We start from the raw sequence: 16807 nt of genomic DNA on the forward strand, positions 1-16807 counted from the left end.
GGGAACGCGCACCATGACCACCGCACTGAAGACCACCCCGGAGACCGGCGCCCGCCTCGTCCCCGGTACCCCGCTGCTCGAAGTCCGCGACCTGCACGTGGAGTTCAAGACCCGCGACGGCATCGCCAAGGCCGTCAACGGCGTGAACTACTCGGTCGCCGCCGGCGAGACCCTCGCGGTCCTCGGCGAGTCCGGCTCCGGCAAGTCCGTCACCGCCCAGACCATCATGGGCATCCTCGACATGCCGCCCGGCCGGGTCACCTCCGGCGAGATCCTCTACCGCGGCCAGGACATGCTCACCATGTCCGACGAGGAGCGCCGGCGGATCCGCGGCCGCAAGATCGCGATGATCTTCCAGGACGCGCTCTCCTCGCTCAACCCCGTGCTCTCCGTCGGCTACCAGCTCGGCGAGATGTTCCGGGTGCACGAGGGCGCCTCCAGGAAGGAGGCCAAGGCCAAGGCCGTCGAGCTGATGGACCGGGTCCGCATCCCGGCCGCCGCCCAGCGGGTCGACGACTACCCGCACCAGTTCTCCGGCGGCATGCGCCAGCGCATCATGATCGCGATGGCGATGGCCCTGGAACCCGACCTGATCATCGCCGACGAGCCCACCACCGCCCTGGACGTCACCGTCCAGGCCCAGGTGATGGACCTGCTCGCCGAGCTCCAGGCCGAGCACAACATGGGCCTGATCCTGATCACCCACGACCTCGGCGTGGTCGCCGACGTGGCCGACAAGATCGCCGTGATGTACGCCGGCCGGATCGTCGAGACCTCCCCCGTCCACGAGCTCTACAAGCGCCCCGCCCACCCCTACACCCGCGGCCTGCTCCGCTCCATCCCGCGGCTGGACCAGAAGGGCGAGGAGCTCTACGCGATCAAGGGCCTGCCGCCGAACCTCTACAAGGTCCCGGCCGGCTGCGCCTTCAACCCGCGCTGCGACATCGCCACCGACCGCTGCCGCACCGAGATCCCCGCGCTGCACCAGGTCACCGACACCGGCGGCGCCGAGCAGGCCGGCCGCAAGAGCGCCTGCCACCTCTGGAAGGAGACCCTCCATGGCTGAGCCCATCCTGGAGGTCAAGGACCTGGTCAAGCACTACCCGCTGACCCAGGGCATCCTCTTCAAGAAGCAGGTCGGCGCGGTCAAGGCCGTCGACGGCATCTCCTTCACCCTCGACCGGGGCGAGACCCTCGGCATCGTCGGCGAGTCGGGCTGCGGCAAGTCCACCCTCGCCAAGGTGCTGATGAACCTGGAGCGGGCCACCTCCGGCCAGGTCCTCTACAAGGGCGAGGACATCTCCAAGCTGTCCGGCGCCGCCCTCAAGGCCGTCCGCCGCAACATCCAGATGGTCTTCCAGGACCCGTACACCTCGCTGAACCCGCGGATGACCGTCGGCGACATCATCGGCGAGCCCTTCGAGATCCACCCCGAGGTGGCGCCCAAGGGCGACCGCCGCAAGGCCGTCCAGGACCTGCTGGACGTGGTGGGCCTCAACCCGGAGTACATCAACCGGTACCCGCACCAGTTCTCCGGCGGCCAGCGCCAGCGCATCGGCATCGCCCGCGGGCTCGCCCTCAAGCCCGAGGTCATCATCTGCGACGAGCCGGTCTCCGCCCTGGACGTCTCGGTCCAGGCTCAGGTGATCAACCTCCTGGAGCAGCTCCAGAAGGACTTCGAGCTCTCCTACATGTTCATCGCCCACGACCTCTCGATCGTCCGGCACATCTCCGACCGGGTCGGCGTGATGTACCTGGGCAAGATGGTGGAGATCGGCTCGGACGAGGAGATCTACGAGCACGCCACCCACCCGTACACCCAGGCGCTGCTGTCCGCCGTGCCGGTGCCCGACCCCTCGGGCCGCGAGGGCCGCGAGCGGATCATCCTCTCCGGCGACATCCCCTCGCCGGCCAACCCGCCGAGCGGCTGCCGCTTCCGCACCCGCTGCTGGAAGGCCGAGGAGCGCTGCTCCACCGAGCTGCCGCTGCTCGCGGTGCCGGAGCTGCTGGAGGGCCCGGCCAGGCACCGGTCCGCGTGCCACTTCGCCGCCGAGCGGGCGGTGCCGGTCGCGGCCTGACCGACCGGAGGAGCGCACGAGGGCGCGGGGAGCACGGCTCCCCGCGCCCTCGTGCGTCCCGGCGGAAACCCGGGTACCTCCATCCGGCGGTACCCAGGTCGCGCCGCCATCGGCCCGGGCTTCGAATGGGGTGTGATGCGTCACAACACACCCTCAAGGAGGAAGCCCCATGCCTGCAGGCACCCGAGTCCGCTGGGCCGTGATCGTCGCGACAAGCGTGGCCCTGTTGGCCGCGGGTTGTAGCAGTGGTGGAGGCAGTAGCAGCAGCAGCGGCAATGCGAGCGGGATTGTCACGGCGTGGTGGGGCGACCCGCAGAACCCGCTGGAGCCCGCCAACACCAACGAGGTCAACGGCGGCGCCGTGATCGACATGATCTTCACGGGCCTGGTCCAGTACGACCCCAAGACCAGCGAGCCGAGCAACGCCAACGCCGATTCGATCACCTCGGACGACCAGCAGAACTGGACGGTCAAGCTCAAGCCCGGCTGGAAGTTCAGCGACGGCACCACGGTGACCGCCAAGTCCTACGTGGACGCCTGGAACTACGGAGCCCTCTCCACCAACAAGCAGCTGAACAGCAGCTTCTTCTCCTACATCCAGGGCTACGACCAGGTGGCGCCCGAATCCGGCAACCCGACGGCACAGACCCTGTCCGGCCTCAAGGTCGTCGACGACAACACCTTCACCGTCGCGCTCACCCAGAAGTTCTCCACCTGGCCCGCCACCCTCGGCTACTCGGCGTTCGTCCCGCTCCCGGCGAGCTTCTTCTCCAACCACGCGGCCTACCTCGAGAAGCCGATCGGCAACGGCCCGTACCAGATCGCCACCTGGACCAAGAGCCAGAAGATGGAGCTCCGGCCGTTCACCGACTACAGCGGCCCGGACAAGCCGAAGAACGGCGGCATCGACCTCAAGGTCTACACCGACACCAACGCCGCCTACGCCGACCTCCAGGCCGGCAACCTCGACGTCGACAACGGCCTGCCGAACGCCGCCCTGAAGACCGTCGAGACCGACCTCAACGGGCGCTTCCTCAACACCCCGGCCGGCATCATCCAGACCGTCTCCTTCCCGCTCTACCAGCCGCAGTGGAGCACCCCGAACGCCCAGAAGGTCCGGCTGGGCCTGGCGATGGCGATCGACCGCGCCACCATCACCAAGGTCGTCTTCAACAACACCCGCACCCCCGCCAGTGACTGGACCTCCCCGGTGCTCGGCGCTGCCGGCGGCTTCAAGGAAGGCATCTGCGGCCAGGCCTGCACCTACAACCCGACCATGGCCAAGCAGCTCGTCCAGGAGGGCGGCGGCATCCCCGGCGGCCAGCTCACCATCTCCTACAACGCCGACGGCCCCCACAAGGAGTGGGTCGACGCCGTCTGCAACAGCATCAACAACGCCCTCGGCAACACCAGCGCCTGCGTCGGCAACCCGATCGGCACCTTCGCGGACTTCCGCAACCAGGTCACCACCAAGAAGATGACCGGCCCGTTCCGCACCGGCTGGCAGATGGACTACCCGCTGATCCAGAACTTCCTGCAGCCCGTGTACACCACCGGCGCCTCCTCCAACGACTCGGGCTACAGCAGCTCGCAGTTCGACTCGCTGGTGAACCAGGCCAACGCCAATGCGGACAAGTCCGCCGCGGTCGGCCAGTTCCAGGACGGCGAGAAGCTGCTCGCCACCGACCTCCCGGCCGTCCCGCTCTGGTACCAGAACGGCACCGTCGGCTGGTCCGCCCGCGTCGACAACGTCCTGCTCAACCCGTTCAGCGTCCCGGTCTACGACCAGATCACCGTCAAGTAGTCGGCAGCGACCGCCGGGGCCACCGGCCCCGGCGGTCCCCTCTCCGGCGGCCCCCTGGAGGTTCGCATGGGACGCTACGTCATCCGACGCCTGCTCCAGATGATCCCGGTGTTCATCGGAAGCACCTTCCTCATCTTCGTGATGGTCCACGCGCTGGGCGACCCGGTGAACGCACTCTTCGGCGACCGGGCCCCCGACCCGGTCGTCGCCCAGCAGATCCGCGAGCAGTACAACCTGAACGACCCGCTCTGGCTCCAGTACCTGAAGTACATGGGCAACCTGTTCCGCTGGGACTTCGGCACCACCTTCAACGGGCAGTCGGTCACCTCGCTGCTCGCCACCGCCTACCCGGCGACCATCAAGCTCACCGCGGTGGCCTTCACCATCGAGGTCGTCTTCGGCGTCGGCTTCGGCCTGATCAGCGGCCTGCGCCGCGGCGGCTGGTCGGACAACACCGTGCTGATGTTCACTCTGATCGTCATCTCGATCCCCACCTTCGTCACCGGCTACGTGCTCCAGTACCTGGTCGGCGTGAAGTGGGGCATCCTGCCCGCCACGGCCGGCGAGGACCTCACCTTCGAGTCCCTGCTGCTGCCCGGCCTCGTGCTCGCCTCCGTCTCGCTGGCGTACGTCGCCAGACTCACCCGGACCACCGTCGCCGAGAACTCCAAGGCCGACTACGTCCGCACCGCGGTGGCCAAGGGCCTCCCGCGCCGCCGCGTGGTGATGAACCACCTGCTGCGGAACTCGCTCATCCCGGTCGTCACCTTCCTCGGCGCCGACCTGGGCGCCCTCATGGGCGGCGCGCTGGTCACCGAGCGGATCTTCAACATCCACGGCGTCGGCTACTACCTCTACCAGGGCATCGTCCGCCAGAACACCGCGACGGTGGTCGGATTCGTGACCGTCCTGATCATCATCTACCTGGCGGCCAACCTGATCGTCGACCTGCTCTACGCGGTCCTGGACCCGAGGATCCGTTATGCCTGACCAGGAGAAGTACAACAAGGCCGACCCGCTGGCGGACGCCGGGACCGAGGAAGAGGAAATCCAGAGCGCCGTCGAGAGCCGCACCTTCGACCTCGGGACCATGGAAGCGCAGACTTTAATCAAAAACGAGCGACTCGACGACGAACCCGAGATCCCCGCGGCCGACGACCGCGTCAAGCCACGCAGCCTCTGGCAGGACGCCTGGCATGACCTCCGCCGCAACCCGATCTTCATCATCTCCGGACTGCTCATCATCTTCCTGGTGGTGGTGGCGATCTGGCCCGGCCTGTTCACCTCCACCGACCCGCTGAAGTGCGACCTGGCCAAGTCCCAGCAGGGCGCCGAGTCCGGCCACCCCTTCGGCTTCGACGGGCAGGGCTGCGACGTCTACTCCCGCACCATCTACGGCGCCCGCGCCTCCATCACGGTCGGCGTCTGCGCCACCGTCGGCGCCGCCGTGCTCGGCACCGTGCTGGGCGGCCTGGCCGGCTTCTTCGGCGGTTGGGGCGACTCGGTCATCTCCCGCGTCGCCGACATCTTCTTCGGCATCCCGATCCTGCTCGGCGGCCTGGTCTTCCTGTCGGTCATCCCCAGCCGGTCGATCTGGATCGTGGTCGCCTTCATCGTGGTGCTCGGCTGGCCGCAGATCGCCCGAATCGGCCGCGGCGCCGTGATCACCGCCAAACAGCAGGACTACGTGACCGCGGCCAGGGCCCTCGGCGCGAGCAACGGCCGGATGATGGTGCGGCACATCCTGCCCAACGCCGTCGCCCCGATCATCGTCGTCGCCACCATCGCCCTCGGCACCTACATCGCCCTGGAGGCCACCCTGAGCTTCCTCGGCGTCGGCCTCAAACCGCCGACGGTCTCCTGGGGCATCGACATCTCCTCAGCCTCGGCGACCTTCCGCAACGCCCCGCACATGCTGCTCTACCCGGCCGGCGCGCTGAGCCTCACCGTGCTCGCCTTCATCATGCTCGGCGACGCGGTCCGCGACGCCCTCGACCCCAAGCTCCGCTGAGAGGGGCCACCCATGAGCGACAGCGTGAGCGGCGAGCCCGTGATCGGCAGCGTGGAACTCGACCGGCAGGGCTGGGAGGCCGAGTCGAAGGACTCGCCGCTGCTGGACGTCCGCGACCTGCACGTGGAGTTCCGCACCCGGGACGGCGTCGCCAAGGCGGTGAACGGGGTCGACTACTCCGTCCGCGCCGGCGAGACCCTGGCCGTGCTCGGCGAGTCCGGCTCCGGGAAGTCCGTCACCGCCCAGGCGGTGATGGGCATCCTGGACAGCCCGCCTGGCCACGTCACCGGCGGCGAGGTGATCTTCAAGGGCCGGGACCTGCTGAAGCTCGGCACCGAGGAGCGCCGGAAGATCCGCGGCGCCCAGATGGCCATGATCTTCCAGGACGCGCTCTCCTCGCTGAACCCGGTGCACTCGGTCGGCACCCAGCTCGGCGAGATGTTCCGGGTCCACCGCGGCCTGAACCGCAGGGACGCCAGGGCCAAGGCCATCGAGCTGATGGACCGGGTCCGCATCCCGGCCGCCGCCCAGCGGGTCAACGACTACCCGCACCAGTTCTCCGGCGGCATGCGCCAGCGCATCATGATCGCGATGGCGATGGCCCTGGAACCCGACCTGATCATCGCCGACGAGCCCACCACCGCCCTGGACGTCACCGTCCAGGCCCAGGTGATGGACCTGCTCGCCGAGCTCCAGGCCGAGTACAACATGGGCCTGATCCTGATCACCCACGACCTCGGCGTGGTCGCCGACGTGGCCGACAAGATCGCCGTGATGTACGCCGGCCGGATCGTCGAGACCTCGCCCGTCCACGAGCTCTACAAGCGCCCCGCCCACCCCTACACCCGCGGCCTGCTCGACTCGATCCCGCGCCTGGACCAGAAGGGCCAGGAGCTCTACGCCATCAAGGGCCTGCCGCCCAACCTGCTGCGGATCCCGTCCGGCTGCGCCTTCAACCCGCGCTGCCCGCGGGCCCAGGACGTCTGCCGGCGGGAGGTGCCCGAACTGTACGGCGTGACCGAGGAGGACGGGACGCCCCTGGAGGGGCGGGGCAGCGCGTGCTTCTTCTGGAAGGAGACCCTCCGTGACGCTTAACGGATCCAGCGCGGTGGGTGCCGCCGCGGTGCCCGAGGAGGCCGCCTTCGAGAAGCCGGTCGACCGGGGCGAGCCGATCCTCCAGGTCCGCGAGCTGGTCAAGCACTTCCCGCTGACCCAGGGCATCATCTTCAAGAAGCTGGTCGGCGCGGTCAAGGCCGTGGACGGCGTCTCCTTCGACCTGATGCAGGGGGAGACCCTGGGCATCGTCGGCGAGTCGGGCTGCGGCAAGTCCACCCTCGCCAAGGTGCTGATGAACCTGGAGCCGGCGACCAGCGGGTCGATCCGGTACAAGGGCGAGGAGATCACCAAGCTCTCGGGCGCGGCGCTGAAGGCCGTCCGCCGCAACATCCAGATGGTCTTCCAGGACCCGTACACCTCGCTGAACCCGCGGATGACCGTCGGCGACATCATCGGCGAGCCCTTCGAGATCCACCCCGAGGTGGCGCCCAAGGGCGACCGCCGCAAGGCCGTCCAGGACCTGCTGGACGTGGTGGGCCTCAACCCGGAGTACATCACCAGGTACCCGCACCAGTTCTCCGGCGGCCAGCGCCAGCGCATCGGCATCGCCCGCGGGCTCGCCCTCAAGCCCGAGATCATCATCTGCGACGAGCCGGTCTCCGCCCTGGACGTCTCGGTCCAGGCCCAGGTGATCAACCTGCTGGAGAAGCTGCAGAGCGAGTTCAACCTGTCGTACATGTTCATCGCCCACGACCTCTCGATCGTCCGGCACATCTCCGACCGGGTCGGCGTGATGTACCTCGGCAGGATGGTGGAGATCGGCTCGGACGAGGAGATCTACGACCACGCCACCCACCCGTACACCCAGGCGCTGCTGTCCGCCGTGCCGGTGCCCGACCCGACGGCCCGGGACGCCAGGGGGCGGATCGTGCTGACCGGTGACGTGCCCTCGCCGGCCAACCCGCCGAGCGGCTGCCGGTTCCGCACCCGGTGCTGGAAGGCCCAGGAGAAGTGCGCCGTCGAGACGCCGGCGCTGACCGTGCGGCAGTGGCTGGAGGGGCCTGCGGCACACGACTCGGCCTGCCACTTCGCGGCCGAGAAGGAGTCCGAGGCGCCGCCCGCCTAGGCACCCGGGGAGGCACCGCACCACGACGAAGGGCGCGGGGACCGCGCGGCGGACGGGCACGACGTGCGTGCCCCTCGCCCCGCGCGGTCCCCGCGCCCTGACGTGCTGCCGGCCGGAATCAGGCCTGGTCGGCCTCGGCCGTGTCGGTCTTCTCGGCCTCACGGGCGGCCGGGACCAGCGCGGCCGCCTTGGCACCGTCCTCCGGGAAGTGGCAGGCGGTGAGGTGGCCCTCGGCGCTGCCGGACAGCTGGATGAGCGGCGGCTCCTCGGTCGCGCACTTGTCCTGCGCCTTCCAGCAACGGGTGCGGAACCGGCAGCCGGACGGCGGGTTGAGCGGCGAGGGCACGTCGCCGGTGAGGCGGATGCGCTCGACGGACACGTTGTCCGGGTCGGCGTCCGGCGCCGCCGAGAGCAGCGCGTGGGTGTACGGGTGCCGCGGCGCGCCGTACAGGGAGTCGCGGTCGGCGATCTCCACCACCTTGCCCAGGTACATCACCGCGACGCGCTGCGAGAAGTGCCGGACGATCGACAGGTCGTGGGCGATGAAGACGAACGCGATGCCCAGCTCCCGCTGCAGCTCCTGCAGCAGGTTGACGACCTGGGCCTGGATCGACACGTCCAGCGCCGAGACCGGCTCGTCCGCCACGATCAGCTTCGGGTTGAGCGCGAGCGCACGGGCGACGCCGATGCGCTGGCGCTGACCGCCGGAGAACTCGTGCGGGAAGCGGTTGTAGTGCTCGGGGTTGAGCCCGACGATCTCCAACAGCTCCTTGACCCGGGCCTCGCGGCCCTGCGGCGGGTTGATGTTGTTGATCTCCATCGGGCCGCTGATGATCGTGCCGACCGTGTGGCGCGGGTTCAGCGAGGAGTACGGGTCCTGGAAGATCATCTGGATCTCGGACCGGATCGGCGCCAGCTCCTTGCGGGAGGCGTGCGCGATGTCCTGGCCGAGGTACTTGATCGATCCCGCGGTGGGCTCGTACAGCCGGGTGATCAGACGACCGGTGGTCGACTTGCCGCAGCCCGACTCGCCGACCAGGCCGAGGCTCTCGCCGGCCGCCACCGAGAAGGTGACGTCGTCGACGGCCTGGACCGCGCCGATCTGGCGACGGAACGGGAACCCGCCCATCACCGGGAAGTGCTTGGTGAGGCCGGACACCTCCAGCAGCGGGCTGCCGGTGGCGGCCGCCTTGGCCTCGGCCGGCGCGGCCACGGTCTTCTCTGCGCTCATGGGATGTTGCTCCTTAACCGATCAGCTGCTCAGCCGGGGCAGGATCTGCTCGGTGAGGATGGACTGCTTCTGCGCCGCGGTGAGGTGGCAGGCGCTGAGGTGGCCGTTGGCGATCTCCAGCGCCGGACGCTCGGTGCGGCACTTGTCGCCGGTGACCTGCTCGCGGTACTCGCAGCGCGGGTTGAAGGCGCAGCCGGACGGCGGGTTGAGCAGGCTCGGCGGGGTGCCCGGGATCGGCTGCAGCGGCACGTCGACCGAGGCGTTGATCCGCGGGATGGAGCTCAGCAGGCCCCAGCCGTACGGGTGCTGGGGGGTCTTCAGCACCTCGCGCATGGTGCCGCGCTCGACGGCCCGGCCCGCGTACATCACCAGCACGTCGTCGGCGATCTCGCGGATCACGCCGAGGTCGTGGGTGATGAAGATGATCGAGGTGCCGAACTCCTGCTGGAGCTCCTTGAGCAGGTCGACGATCTGCGCCTGCACCGTCACGTCGAGGGCGGTGGTGGGCTCGTCGGCGATGATCAGCTTGGGGTTGCAGACCAGGGCCATGGCGATCATGGCGCGCTGGCGCATACCGCCGGAGAACTGGTGCGGGTAGGAGTCGACCCGCTTGTCGGGCTGCGGGATGCCGACCTTGGCCAGCATCTCGATGGCCCGCTCGCGGCCCTGCTTCTTGTTCGCCCCGGTGTGCTTCATGAACGGCTCGGCGATCTGCCGGCCGACCGTGTAGTACGGGGAGAGGGCGGCCAGCGAGTCCTGGAAGATCATCGCCATCTTGTTGCCGCGGAGCTGCTCCAGCTCCTTCTGCGGCATCCCGAGGAGCTCCTGCCCCTCCAGCTTGACCGAACCCTCGATGGTGGTGTTCCGCGGGTTGTGCAGACCCATCACGGCCAGGTTCGACACCGACTTGCCCGAGCCGGACTCGCCGACGATGCCCAGGGTCTTGCCGGCCTCCAGCTCGAAGCTGAGGTCGTTGACGGCCTTGACGATGCCGTCCTCGGTGCGGAACCGGACGCGCAGGTCCTGGACGGAGAGGAACGAGCTGCGGGCCTCGGGTGCCTGGGCGGCCTCGTCCTTGGTGAGGGTGCTCACGGTCGGATCTCCTCGGAGAGGGGGTGGTGCGGGGCGGGGACGGATGCGGGGATGGTCATCCGATCCTCACGCGGGGGTCGAGGAGGCCGTACGCGGCGTCGACGATGATGTTGAAGAGCAGGATCGAGGCGGCGCTGATCATCAGCACGCCCAGCTCCAGCATGGTGTCCTGCGTGACCACCGAGCGGACGGCGAGCATGCCGAGGCCGTGGATGCCGAAGGTGAACTCGGTGATGATCGCACCGGAGAAGACGGCGCCCAGGTCGATGCCGAAGATGGTGATGACCGGGGCCATCGCGCCGCGCAGCGCGTAGCGCCACCAGACGTACCTGCTCGACATGCCCTTGGCGCGGGCGGCCCGGATGTGGTCCTCGGAGAGCTGCTCGATCATCAGCGAGCGGACCTGGCGGGTGTAGTTCGACCAGAAGATGACCGACATCACGAGCCACGGCAGCAGCATGCCGGCGAACATCGCCGCCGGGTCCTCGGTGAACGGGGTGTAGCCCGGCTTCTCCATCCAGTGCAGCGTGGTGACGAAGAGCGCGATGGCCAGGGGGCCGATGAAGTAGATCTGGGTCGACTGACCGACCAGCGAGATGGAGCTGGCGATCTTGTCGAAGGTGCTGCCCTGCTTCCACGCGGAGAGCATGCCCAGGGTCACGCCGATGACCAGGAAGCAGACGGCGCCGCCGGAGGCCAGCACGAAGGTCGCCGGGTAGTTGGCGACGATGATGTTCCAGACGAAGTCGTTGCGCCCGTAGGAGTAGCCCAGGCAGGGGGCGTTGCAGAAGCCGTCGCTGTACTGGGTGCCCGTCACCAGGCCCGACATGTACTGCCAGACCTGCTCGGCCAGGGACTTGTCCAGACCCATGTTGTGTCTGAGGTTCTCGAGCTGCTGCGGGGTGCAGGTCTTCGGGCAGCTGAGCATGGCCTGGTCGACCGGCAGCGTCATGACCGCCAGGTACGTCAACAGGACCAGCAGGAAGAGGATGATGATCGCGCCGAGCACCCGGCGGATGAGAAATCTGAGCATGGGTTGGGCTCTTCCGAGTGAGGGCGCCGGCGGCGGCCGCGTCGTGGAGAGTGCCGGGCACGGTCGGGGCCCGGATGAGGGCCTGTGGGTGGTCGGCAGAGGGCCCCGGCAGGGGCCGCTCGGTCGAGCGGCCCCCACCGGGTCGCGGTCGGGGGAGGGCCTCCCCGACCGCCCGGTGCATTACTTGACGTAGATGCTGTTCACGTCGATCGCGCCGATGACCTCGTTGAAGCCAACGCCGCCCAGACCCGAGCCGTACACCTGGTAGAACTTGCTGTAGGTGGTCGGGATCTTCGGAGCGTCCGCCAGCATCTTGTCGGCGAGCTTCATCCACTCCTCCGCCTGCTGCTTCGGGTCCGCGATCTTGTTGATGCGGTCGATCTCGGCGTTGTTCGCCTCGTTGTTGTAGTGCGAGTAGTTCGGCGAACCGTCGGCGATCTTGCGGCCGTCCATGGTCGGCGGGATGACGGTCGAGGCGACCGGCCAGTCCGCGCCCCAACCGGTGCGGTACATGTCGTACGGGTTGTCCTTCTTGCCGATCACGCTGTAGTACGTGGTCGGGTCCAGCTCCTTGCGCTCGACCTTGAAGCCCGCGTTGTTCAGGGCCTCCTGGACGGCGGCCGAGATCGGCTGCCAGCGCGGGGTGTTGGCGTAGGCGAGGACGATCGGGTAGCCCTCGGCGCCGGCCTCCTTGAGGAGGGCCTTGGCGGCCTCCGGGTCACCCTCCGGCTTGGCCTTCAGGCCCAGCGGGTCGGAGTCCTTCCAGCCGGACACGGTCGGGCTGATCAGGTTGGTGGCCATGTCGCCGGTGGCGGCGCCACCGAGCAGCTTCTGGACCTGGGCGCGCGGGAAGGCGAGGGCGAGGGCCTTGCGGACCTTCGGGTCCTTCACGCGGGTGTTGTTGATGTCGAAGACATCGACGAACGGCATGAACTTGCTGACCAGACGGTCCTTGTAGGAGGCGTCGCCCGAGATCTTGGCGATGTTCGGCGCGTCCGCGGTCTGGGTCAGGGTGATGGCGTTCTTGTCGTTGCCGTTGCCGGCCATCAGACGGGTGGTGAGCGCCGGGTTGGTGATGCCGAGCTCGATCTCCCAGCCGTCCACGAACTGGTGGCGGATCGGGTCCGACTTCGGGTCCCACATCGGGTTCTTGACGAACTTGATCGCCTTGTCGGGCTCGTGGCTGGCGATCTTGTAGGGGCCGATCGAGTCCGGGTGGACGTCGTACTTCTCCTTCGTGTCCTTCGCCTTCTGGATGGCCGTGATGTTCGGCATCGCAGCGGCGTAGGGGGCGTCGAGGTGCGCCTCCTTGAAGTGGAACACGATGGTCTTGTCGTCCGGGGTCCCGATGACGTCGTCACCGAGCTCCTTGCCGTCGTACGGACCCTCGTAGACCTTGCGGTAGTCCGCGCCGGACAGCCACTCCTGGATGAAGGTGGGGCCCTGGTCCTGGTAGGACGCGTACAGGCGCTCGACCGCGTACTTGACGTCCTTCGAGGTGATCGGCGAGCCGTCCTCGAACTTCAGGTTGTCCTTGAGGGTCCAGGTCCAGGTCTTGCCCTCGTCCGAGGACTTGCCGGTGTCCGTGGCCATGTCGCCGACCAGGATGGTCTTGCCGGTGGCCGGGTCGACCTTGTAACCGGTCAGGGTGCGGCTGTAGAGCTGCGCCAGGGCCTGGTACTCGTTGACGTAGATCTGGCCCGGGTCCAGGTGGTCGATACCCGCGGACTCGATGCTGTACGCCGTGCCACCCGGCTTGGCACCCGGAACCTCGGGGGCCGGGCCGGTGGAGTCGGCCAGGGTGCCGAGACCGAAGTTCTGCACCTCGGACTTGGCGCCGCCGACCTTGTCGCCGGACTTGCCGTTGCTGCCGCTGGAGCAGCCGGTCAGAGCGAGGGCGCTGATGGCCAGCATCGCGGGCACGTACGCTGCCTTGCGAAGTCTCATGGATTCCTACCTGTCACTGGGCATGTGATGTCTGGTCAGCGCGAGAGCCCAGGGCTGCCGGACCGCCTGACGGGGGGTGGTGCGAGGGGGGGTGGTGCGGGATGGAGCAAGGTGGTGCGAGGGTGGTGCTACTGGATGGTCTTCGGGTCGAGAGCGTCCCGGACCGCGTCCCCGAGCAGGTTGAACGCGAGGACGAAGATCATCAGCGTCACGCCGGGGAAGATCAGGTAGGTGAGGTCGGTGTCGTAGTACTGCGCGGCATCCGCGAACATCCGGCCCAGGTCGGGCGTCGGGCTCACCATGCCCACCCCGAGGAATGAGAGGCCCGCCTCCGCGGTGACCATCGCCGGCAGCAGCAGTGTGGTCTGCACCAGGATGGTGGTGGAGAGGTTGGGCAGCAGCTCCTTGAAGATGATGCGGGTGCTGGACGCACCGGCGATCTTCGCGGCCTCGACGTACTCGCGCTCGCGCAGGCTCAGCGTCATCGCGCGGAGCAGACGGGCCAGGCCCATCCAGCCGAGGGCGGACAGCACGGTCCACATCGCGAAGATGCGGATGTGGGTCGGCGTCTCCTTGTTCAGCGGCACGAACAGGTTCAGCACGATCGGCGTGAAGGCGATGAAGAACAGCTGGGACGGCATCGCCAGCAGCAGGTCGGTGAAGCGGCCGACGAAGTAGTCGAACTTGCCGCCGAGGTAGCCCTGGGCGATGCCGACGACCGCGCCGATCAGGGTCGAGATGATCACGATGACCACCGCGATGCCCAGCGAGGTGCGGATGCCGAACAGGATGTTGGTGAAGACGTCCTGACCGGTCTGCGGCGAGATGCCGAACCAGTACTCGCCGCTCATACCGCCGTTGGGGCCGGCCGGCATGTTGAACTCGTCCAGCAGCGACACGTCGCGCAGGCCGTAGAAGCTGTACGGGTCCTTGCCGTACAGCGAGGAGATGAGCGGGGCACAGAGCGCGATCAACACATAGAAGATCACGATCGCGGCGCACACGACCCCGGTCCGGTTGCGCTTGAAGCGGCTCCAGGCGATCTGGCCCGGCGTGCGCCCGAGGAGCTTGGGCGGGTTGTTACCGCCCTCGTCCTTCGTGGGCTCGACGAGGACGGGGTCGGCCTCTGTCGTGGCCCCTGTTGGCGTCGTCATGGTGCAAAAGCTCCCGACCGTGGTCCGTGCAGCAGCAAGGAGTAAGAAGTTGGATGCACGGACTCTTGCAAGTCGTTTATCGAACGTCAAGAGTTTCTCAGTTGCTGGCTACGCATTTCCTGCTTCGTGCTGGAATGTCAACCACTTCGTAGTTCCAAACGTCTTGACACGCATCCGGTGAGACAGTCAAAACCGGACATAAGCCGTCGAAGCCGGTTCACGCGTCCGTAACCCGAGCGCCGCAGGTCCGCTATCAGGACGCGCGTTCCGCCTGACCGACCGGTTGACGCGTGTAGACCGAGTGTCCGATATGCGTTTTATGTTGTCAATTGGGAGCTGCAATTGGGTGTCCGATAATCGGACACTATCCTCTGGGCCCCACCGGGCGCGAATTTTGGGTACGGTTCGCCCAATTTCACAGAGATGACGTCGAAGTCTGTTGATGGCTATTTCACGCCATTGGCGAGTATTCGCCGTGGCGGAAGTTCGACTACGGCCGCACGAGGCCGATGTTCTCGTAGACGAAGTCGGCGAGACCGGGTGCGCCCAGGTTGGCGACGGTCCGCCGCACCCCGTAGATCGCCGGCCGCTGGTAGAGCGGGACCAGCCCGGCGACCTGCCAGGCCTCGGCGTCCGCGCGGTTGATCGCGTCGTACTCCTGGTCCACGGTGTCGGCCGAGGCGGCCTCGGCGAGGGCCCGGTCCAGGGCGTCGCTGCCGACCTGGGCGTAGTTGCCGCCGGCCCCCTGCTGGAAGGTGCCCACCGAGCCGGTGGCCGGGAAGGGGGTGCCCAGCAGGGCGAACGCGGTCAGGTCGAAGTCGTACTTGTTGATGTGCAGTTGGAAGAAGTCCCCGGCGGGTACCGGGTCCACGGTGACCTTGACCCCGATCGCGCCGAGCATCCTGGTGACCAGGGCGCTCTCGCCCGCGGCCAGTTGGTTGCCGGCCGGCACCACGAAGCGCAGCGCCAGCTCCCGGCCGTCCTTGGCCCGCGTGCCGTTCTGGCCGCGCCGCCAGCCGGCCTCGTCCAGGGCGCGCTCGGCGGCCTTGGGGTCGTACCGGCTCAGGCCGCCGGAGTTGTCCTTGTAGCCGTGCTGGTTGGGCACCAGGAAGTGGTTGTTCATCGGCGTGTACGGCCAGTCCAGGCCGGCCAGGTCGGTGCGGGTGATCTCGGCCCGGTCGAGGGCCTGGAACAGCGCCTGGCGGACCCGGGCGTCGGTGAGCTGCGGGCTCCTGCCGTTGAGCACGATCTGGCGCAGGTTGGGGCCGCCGGCCTGGCGGACCTCGCCGCCCTTGGTGTCCTTGATCTTCTGGTAGCCGGTGGCGCTCGGGCCGTTGTTGAAGAAGTCCACGTCGCCGCGGGCGAAGGCGTCCGGCATCGCGGCGGTGTCGATGGCCTTGAACACGATCTTGTCCAGCAGCGGCCGCTCGCCCCACCAGTCGGGGTCGGCCGCCACGGTCACCGTCCGGGCCTGCGGATCCAGCCTCTCCAGCCGGAACGGGCCGCCGGTGAGCGGGATCCGGTCCTTGTACGCGGTGTTGAACTGTTCCGCGGTGGCCGCGTACCGGGCCGGCAGCAGCGGGGCGTTGGCGGCGTTGTTGAACATCGCCTGCCATTCCGAGTACGGCGCCTTGAAGGTCATCACGGCCTGCCGGTCGTCGACCCCGCGGACCACGTCGGTGACCTGGTCGAAGCCGGCGGTGTTGGAGGTCCTGAAGTCGTCGTCGCCGCGCATCGCGCGCCAGGTGGCCTCCAGGTCCTTCCAGGTCATCGGGGAGCCGTCGGACCAGTGGGCCTTGGGGTTGAGGGTCCAGGTGACCTGCTGCCGGCCCTGCTTGACCTCCACCCGGACGTCCTTCAGGTAGGCCGGGTTCGGGGTCTGGGTGCCGCCGGCGTCCGACCGCCAGAAGGTGGGCAGCAGGGCCTTCATCACGTCGTTGGTGGAGGACTCGGAGCCGTCCGCGTGCAGCGGGTTCCACTGGGTGGAGAACTGGTCGATGGCCCAGTTCAGGGTGCCGCCCTGGCGCAGCTGGTCGCGGGGGTGGGCGTTCAGCGCCTGCTGGGTCATCCGCGGTGCGCCCGCCGGATCCGCCCCGGGGGCCGCCACCCCGTCCACCGCCGTATCCCCGGGCGCGGCACAGGAGCACAGACCGAGCGCGAGCGAGAGAGCCGCCGCACAGGCGGCCGGGGCGAGCGTGAACCGGGGTCTGGGCACGTGGGTGATCTCCCTGCGGGGCATGGTCGGTGGCACATCTTCCTGACCTGCGCGCGGAGT

13 protein-coding genes are annotated in these 16807 nt (G+C 68.3%); 7 read left to right on the plus strand and 6 right to left on the minus strand.

The genetic code is table 11. From position 1 onward, the window contains the following. The first annotated feature begins 13 nt into the window (after positions 1–13). The 7 genes from ABWK59_RS21075 (at position 14) to ABWK59_RS21105 (ending at position 8075) form a co-directional block, all read left to right on the plus strand. Positions 14–1066 (plus strand): ABC transporter ATP-binding protein, encoded by a 1053-nt coding sequence (locus ABWK59_RS21075; RefSeq protein WP_354642169.1) that lies wholly within the window; start codon positions 14–16, stop codon positions 1064–1066. Beyond that, positions 1059–2078 (plus strand): ABC transporter ATP-binding protein, encoded by a 1020-nt coding sequence (locus tag ABWK59_RS21080; protein WP_354642170.1) that lies wholly within the window; start codon positions 1059–1061, stop codon positions 2076–2078. The genes ABWK59_RS21075 and ABWK59_RS21080 overlap by 8 nt, the downstream gene beginning before the upstream one ends. 169 nt (positions 2079–2247) lie before the next feature. After that, on the plus strand, positions 2248–3882 hold the full coding sequence (locus ABWK59_RS21085) for a peptide ABC transporter substrate-binding protein (RefSeq protein ID WP_354642171.1): 1635 nt from the start codon (positions 2248–2250) through the stop codon (positions 3880–3882). 66 nt (positions 3883–3948) lie between these two features. Further along, positions 3949–4872 carry an ABC transporter permease gene (locus ABWK59_RS21090; protein WP_354642172.1) on the plus strand — a complete coding sequence of 308 codons (924 nt, stop codon included), beginning with the start codon at positions 3949–3951 and terminating at the stop codon, positions 4870–4872. Next, on the plus strand, positions 4865–5893 hold the full coding sequence (locus tag ABWK59_RS21095; RefSeq protein WP_420492815.1) for an ABC transporter permease: 1029 nt from the start codon (positions 4865–4867) through the stop codon (positions 5891–5893). The genes ABWK59_RS21090 and ABWK59_RS21095 overlap by 8 nt, the downstream gene beginning before the upstream one ends. 12 nt (positions 5894–5905) lie before the next feature. Then, positions 5906–6988, plus strand: a complete 1083-nt coding sequence (locus ABWK59_RS21100) for an ABC transporter ATP-binding protein (protein WP_354642173.1) — start codon at positions 5906–5908, stop codon at positions 6986–6988. Continuing rightward, entirely contained in the window at positions 6978–8075 is a 1098-nt protein-coding gene (locus ABWK59_RS21105; RefSeq protein ID WP_420492816.1) for an ABC transporter ATP-binding protein, read from the plus strand. Before ABWK59_RS21100 ends, ABWK59_RS21105 begins: the two co-directional genes overlap by 11 nt. Before the next feature lie 118 nt (positions 8076–8193). Here ABWK59_RS21105 and ABWK59_RS21110 read toward each other — a convergent pair whose 3' ends face one another. The 6 genes from ABWK59_RS21110 to ABWK59_RS21135 form a co-directional block, all read right to left on the minus strand. Then, on the minus strand, positions 8194–9306 hold the full coding sequence (locus tag ABWK59_RS21110) for an ABC transporter ATP-binding protein (protein WP_354642174.1): 1113 nt from the start codon (positions 9304–9306) through the stop codon (positions 8194–8196). A 21-nt stretch (positions 9307–9327) separates the two neighbouring features. Continuing rightward, complete coding sequence (locus tag ABWK59_RS21115; protein ID WP_354642175.1) at positions 9328–10398, minus strand: ABC transporter ATP-binding protein; 1071 nt, start codon at positions 10396–10398, stop codon at positions 9328–9330. 55 nt (positions 10399–10453) lie between these two features. Then, positions 10454–11431, minus strand: a complete 978-nt coding sequence (locus ABWK59_RS21120) for an ABC transporter permease (RefSeq protein WP_354642176.1) — start codon at positions 11429–11431, stop codon at positions 10454–10456. Between the two features lie 180 nt (positions 11432–11611). After that, positions 11612–13378 carry an ABC transporter substrate-binding protein gene (locus ABWK59_RS21125; RefSeq protein WP_354642177.1) on the minus strand — a complete coding sequence of 589 codons (1767 nt, stop codon included), beginning with the start codon at positions 13376–13378 and terminating at the stop codon, positions 11612–11614. A 128-nt stretch (positions 13379–13506) separates the two neighbouring features. After that, a complete protein-coding gene (locus tag ABWK59_RS21130) occupies positions 13507–14532 on the minus strand; it encodes an ABC transporter permease (protein WP_354642178.1) in 1026 nt (341 codons plus the stop codon). A 490-nt stretch (positions 14533–15022) separates the two neighbouring features. Then, a complete protein-coding gene (locus ABWK59_RS21135) occupies positions 15023–16747 on the minus strand; it encodes an ABC transporter family substrate-binding protein (protein ID WP_354642179.1) in 1725 nt (574 codons plus the stop codon). Positions 16748–16807 lie beyond the last annotated feature (60 nt).

Origin of the sequence: Kitasatospora sp. HUAS MG31 (assembly GCF_040571325.1) — a bacterium.
Classification (GTDB): domain Bacteria; phylum Actinomycetota; class Actinomycetes; order Streptomycetales; family Streptomycetaceae; genus Kitasatospora; species Kitasatospora camelliae.

What these genes read in the sequence shown, in the direction of transcription:
- ABWK59_RS21075 (WP_354642169.1), top strand. Translation starts at nt 14, where the DNA reads ATGACCACCGCACTGAAGACCACCCCGGAGACCGGCGCCCGCCTCGTC.
- ABWK59_RS21080 (WP_354642170.1), top strand. Translation starts at nt 1,059, where the DNA reads ATGGCTGAGCCCATCCTGGAGGTCAAGGACCTGGTCAAGCACTACCCG.
- ABWK59_RS21085 (WP_354642171.1), top strand. Translation starts at nt 2,248, where the DNA reads ATGCCTGCAGGCACCCGAGTCCGCTGGGCCGTGATCGTCGCGACAAGC.
- ABWK59_RS21090 (WP_354642172.1), top strand. Translation starts at nt 3,949, where the DNA reads ATGGGACGCTACGTCATCCGACGCCTGCTCCAGATGATCCCGGTGTTC.
- ABWK59_RS21095 (WP_420492815.1), top strand. Translation starts at nt 4,865, where the DNA reads ATGCCTGACCAGGAGAAGTACAACAAGGCCGACCCGCTGGCGGACGCC.
- ABWK59_RS21100 (WP_354642173.1), top strand. Translation starts at nt 5,906, where the DNA reads ATGAGCGACAGCGTGAGCGGCGAGCCCGTGATCGGCAGCGTGGAACTC.
- ABWK59_RS21110 (WP_354642174.1), bottom strand. Translation starts at nt 9,306, where the DNA reads ATGAGCGCAGAGAAGACCGTGGCCGCGCCGGCCGAGGCCAAGGCGGCC.
- ABWK59_RS21120 (WP_354642176.1), bottom strand. Translation starts at nt 11,431, where the DNA reads ATGCTCAGATTTCTCATCCGCCGGGTGCTCGGCGCGATCATCATCCTC.
- ABWK59_RS21125 (WP_354642177.1), bottom strand. Translation starts at nt 13,378, where the DNA reads ATGAGACTTCGCAAGGCAGCGTACGTGCCCGCGATGCTGGCCATCAGC.
- ABWK59_RS21130 (WP_354642178.1), bottom strand. Translation starts at nt 14,532, where the DNA reads ATGACGACGCCAACAGGGGCCACGACAGAGGCCGACCCCGTCCTCGTC.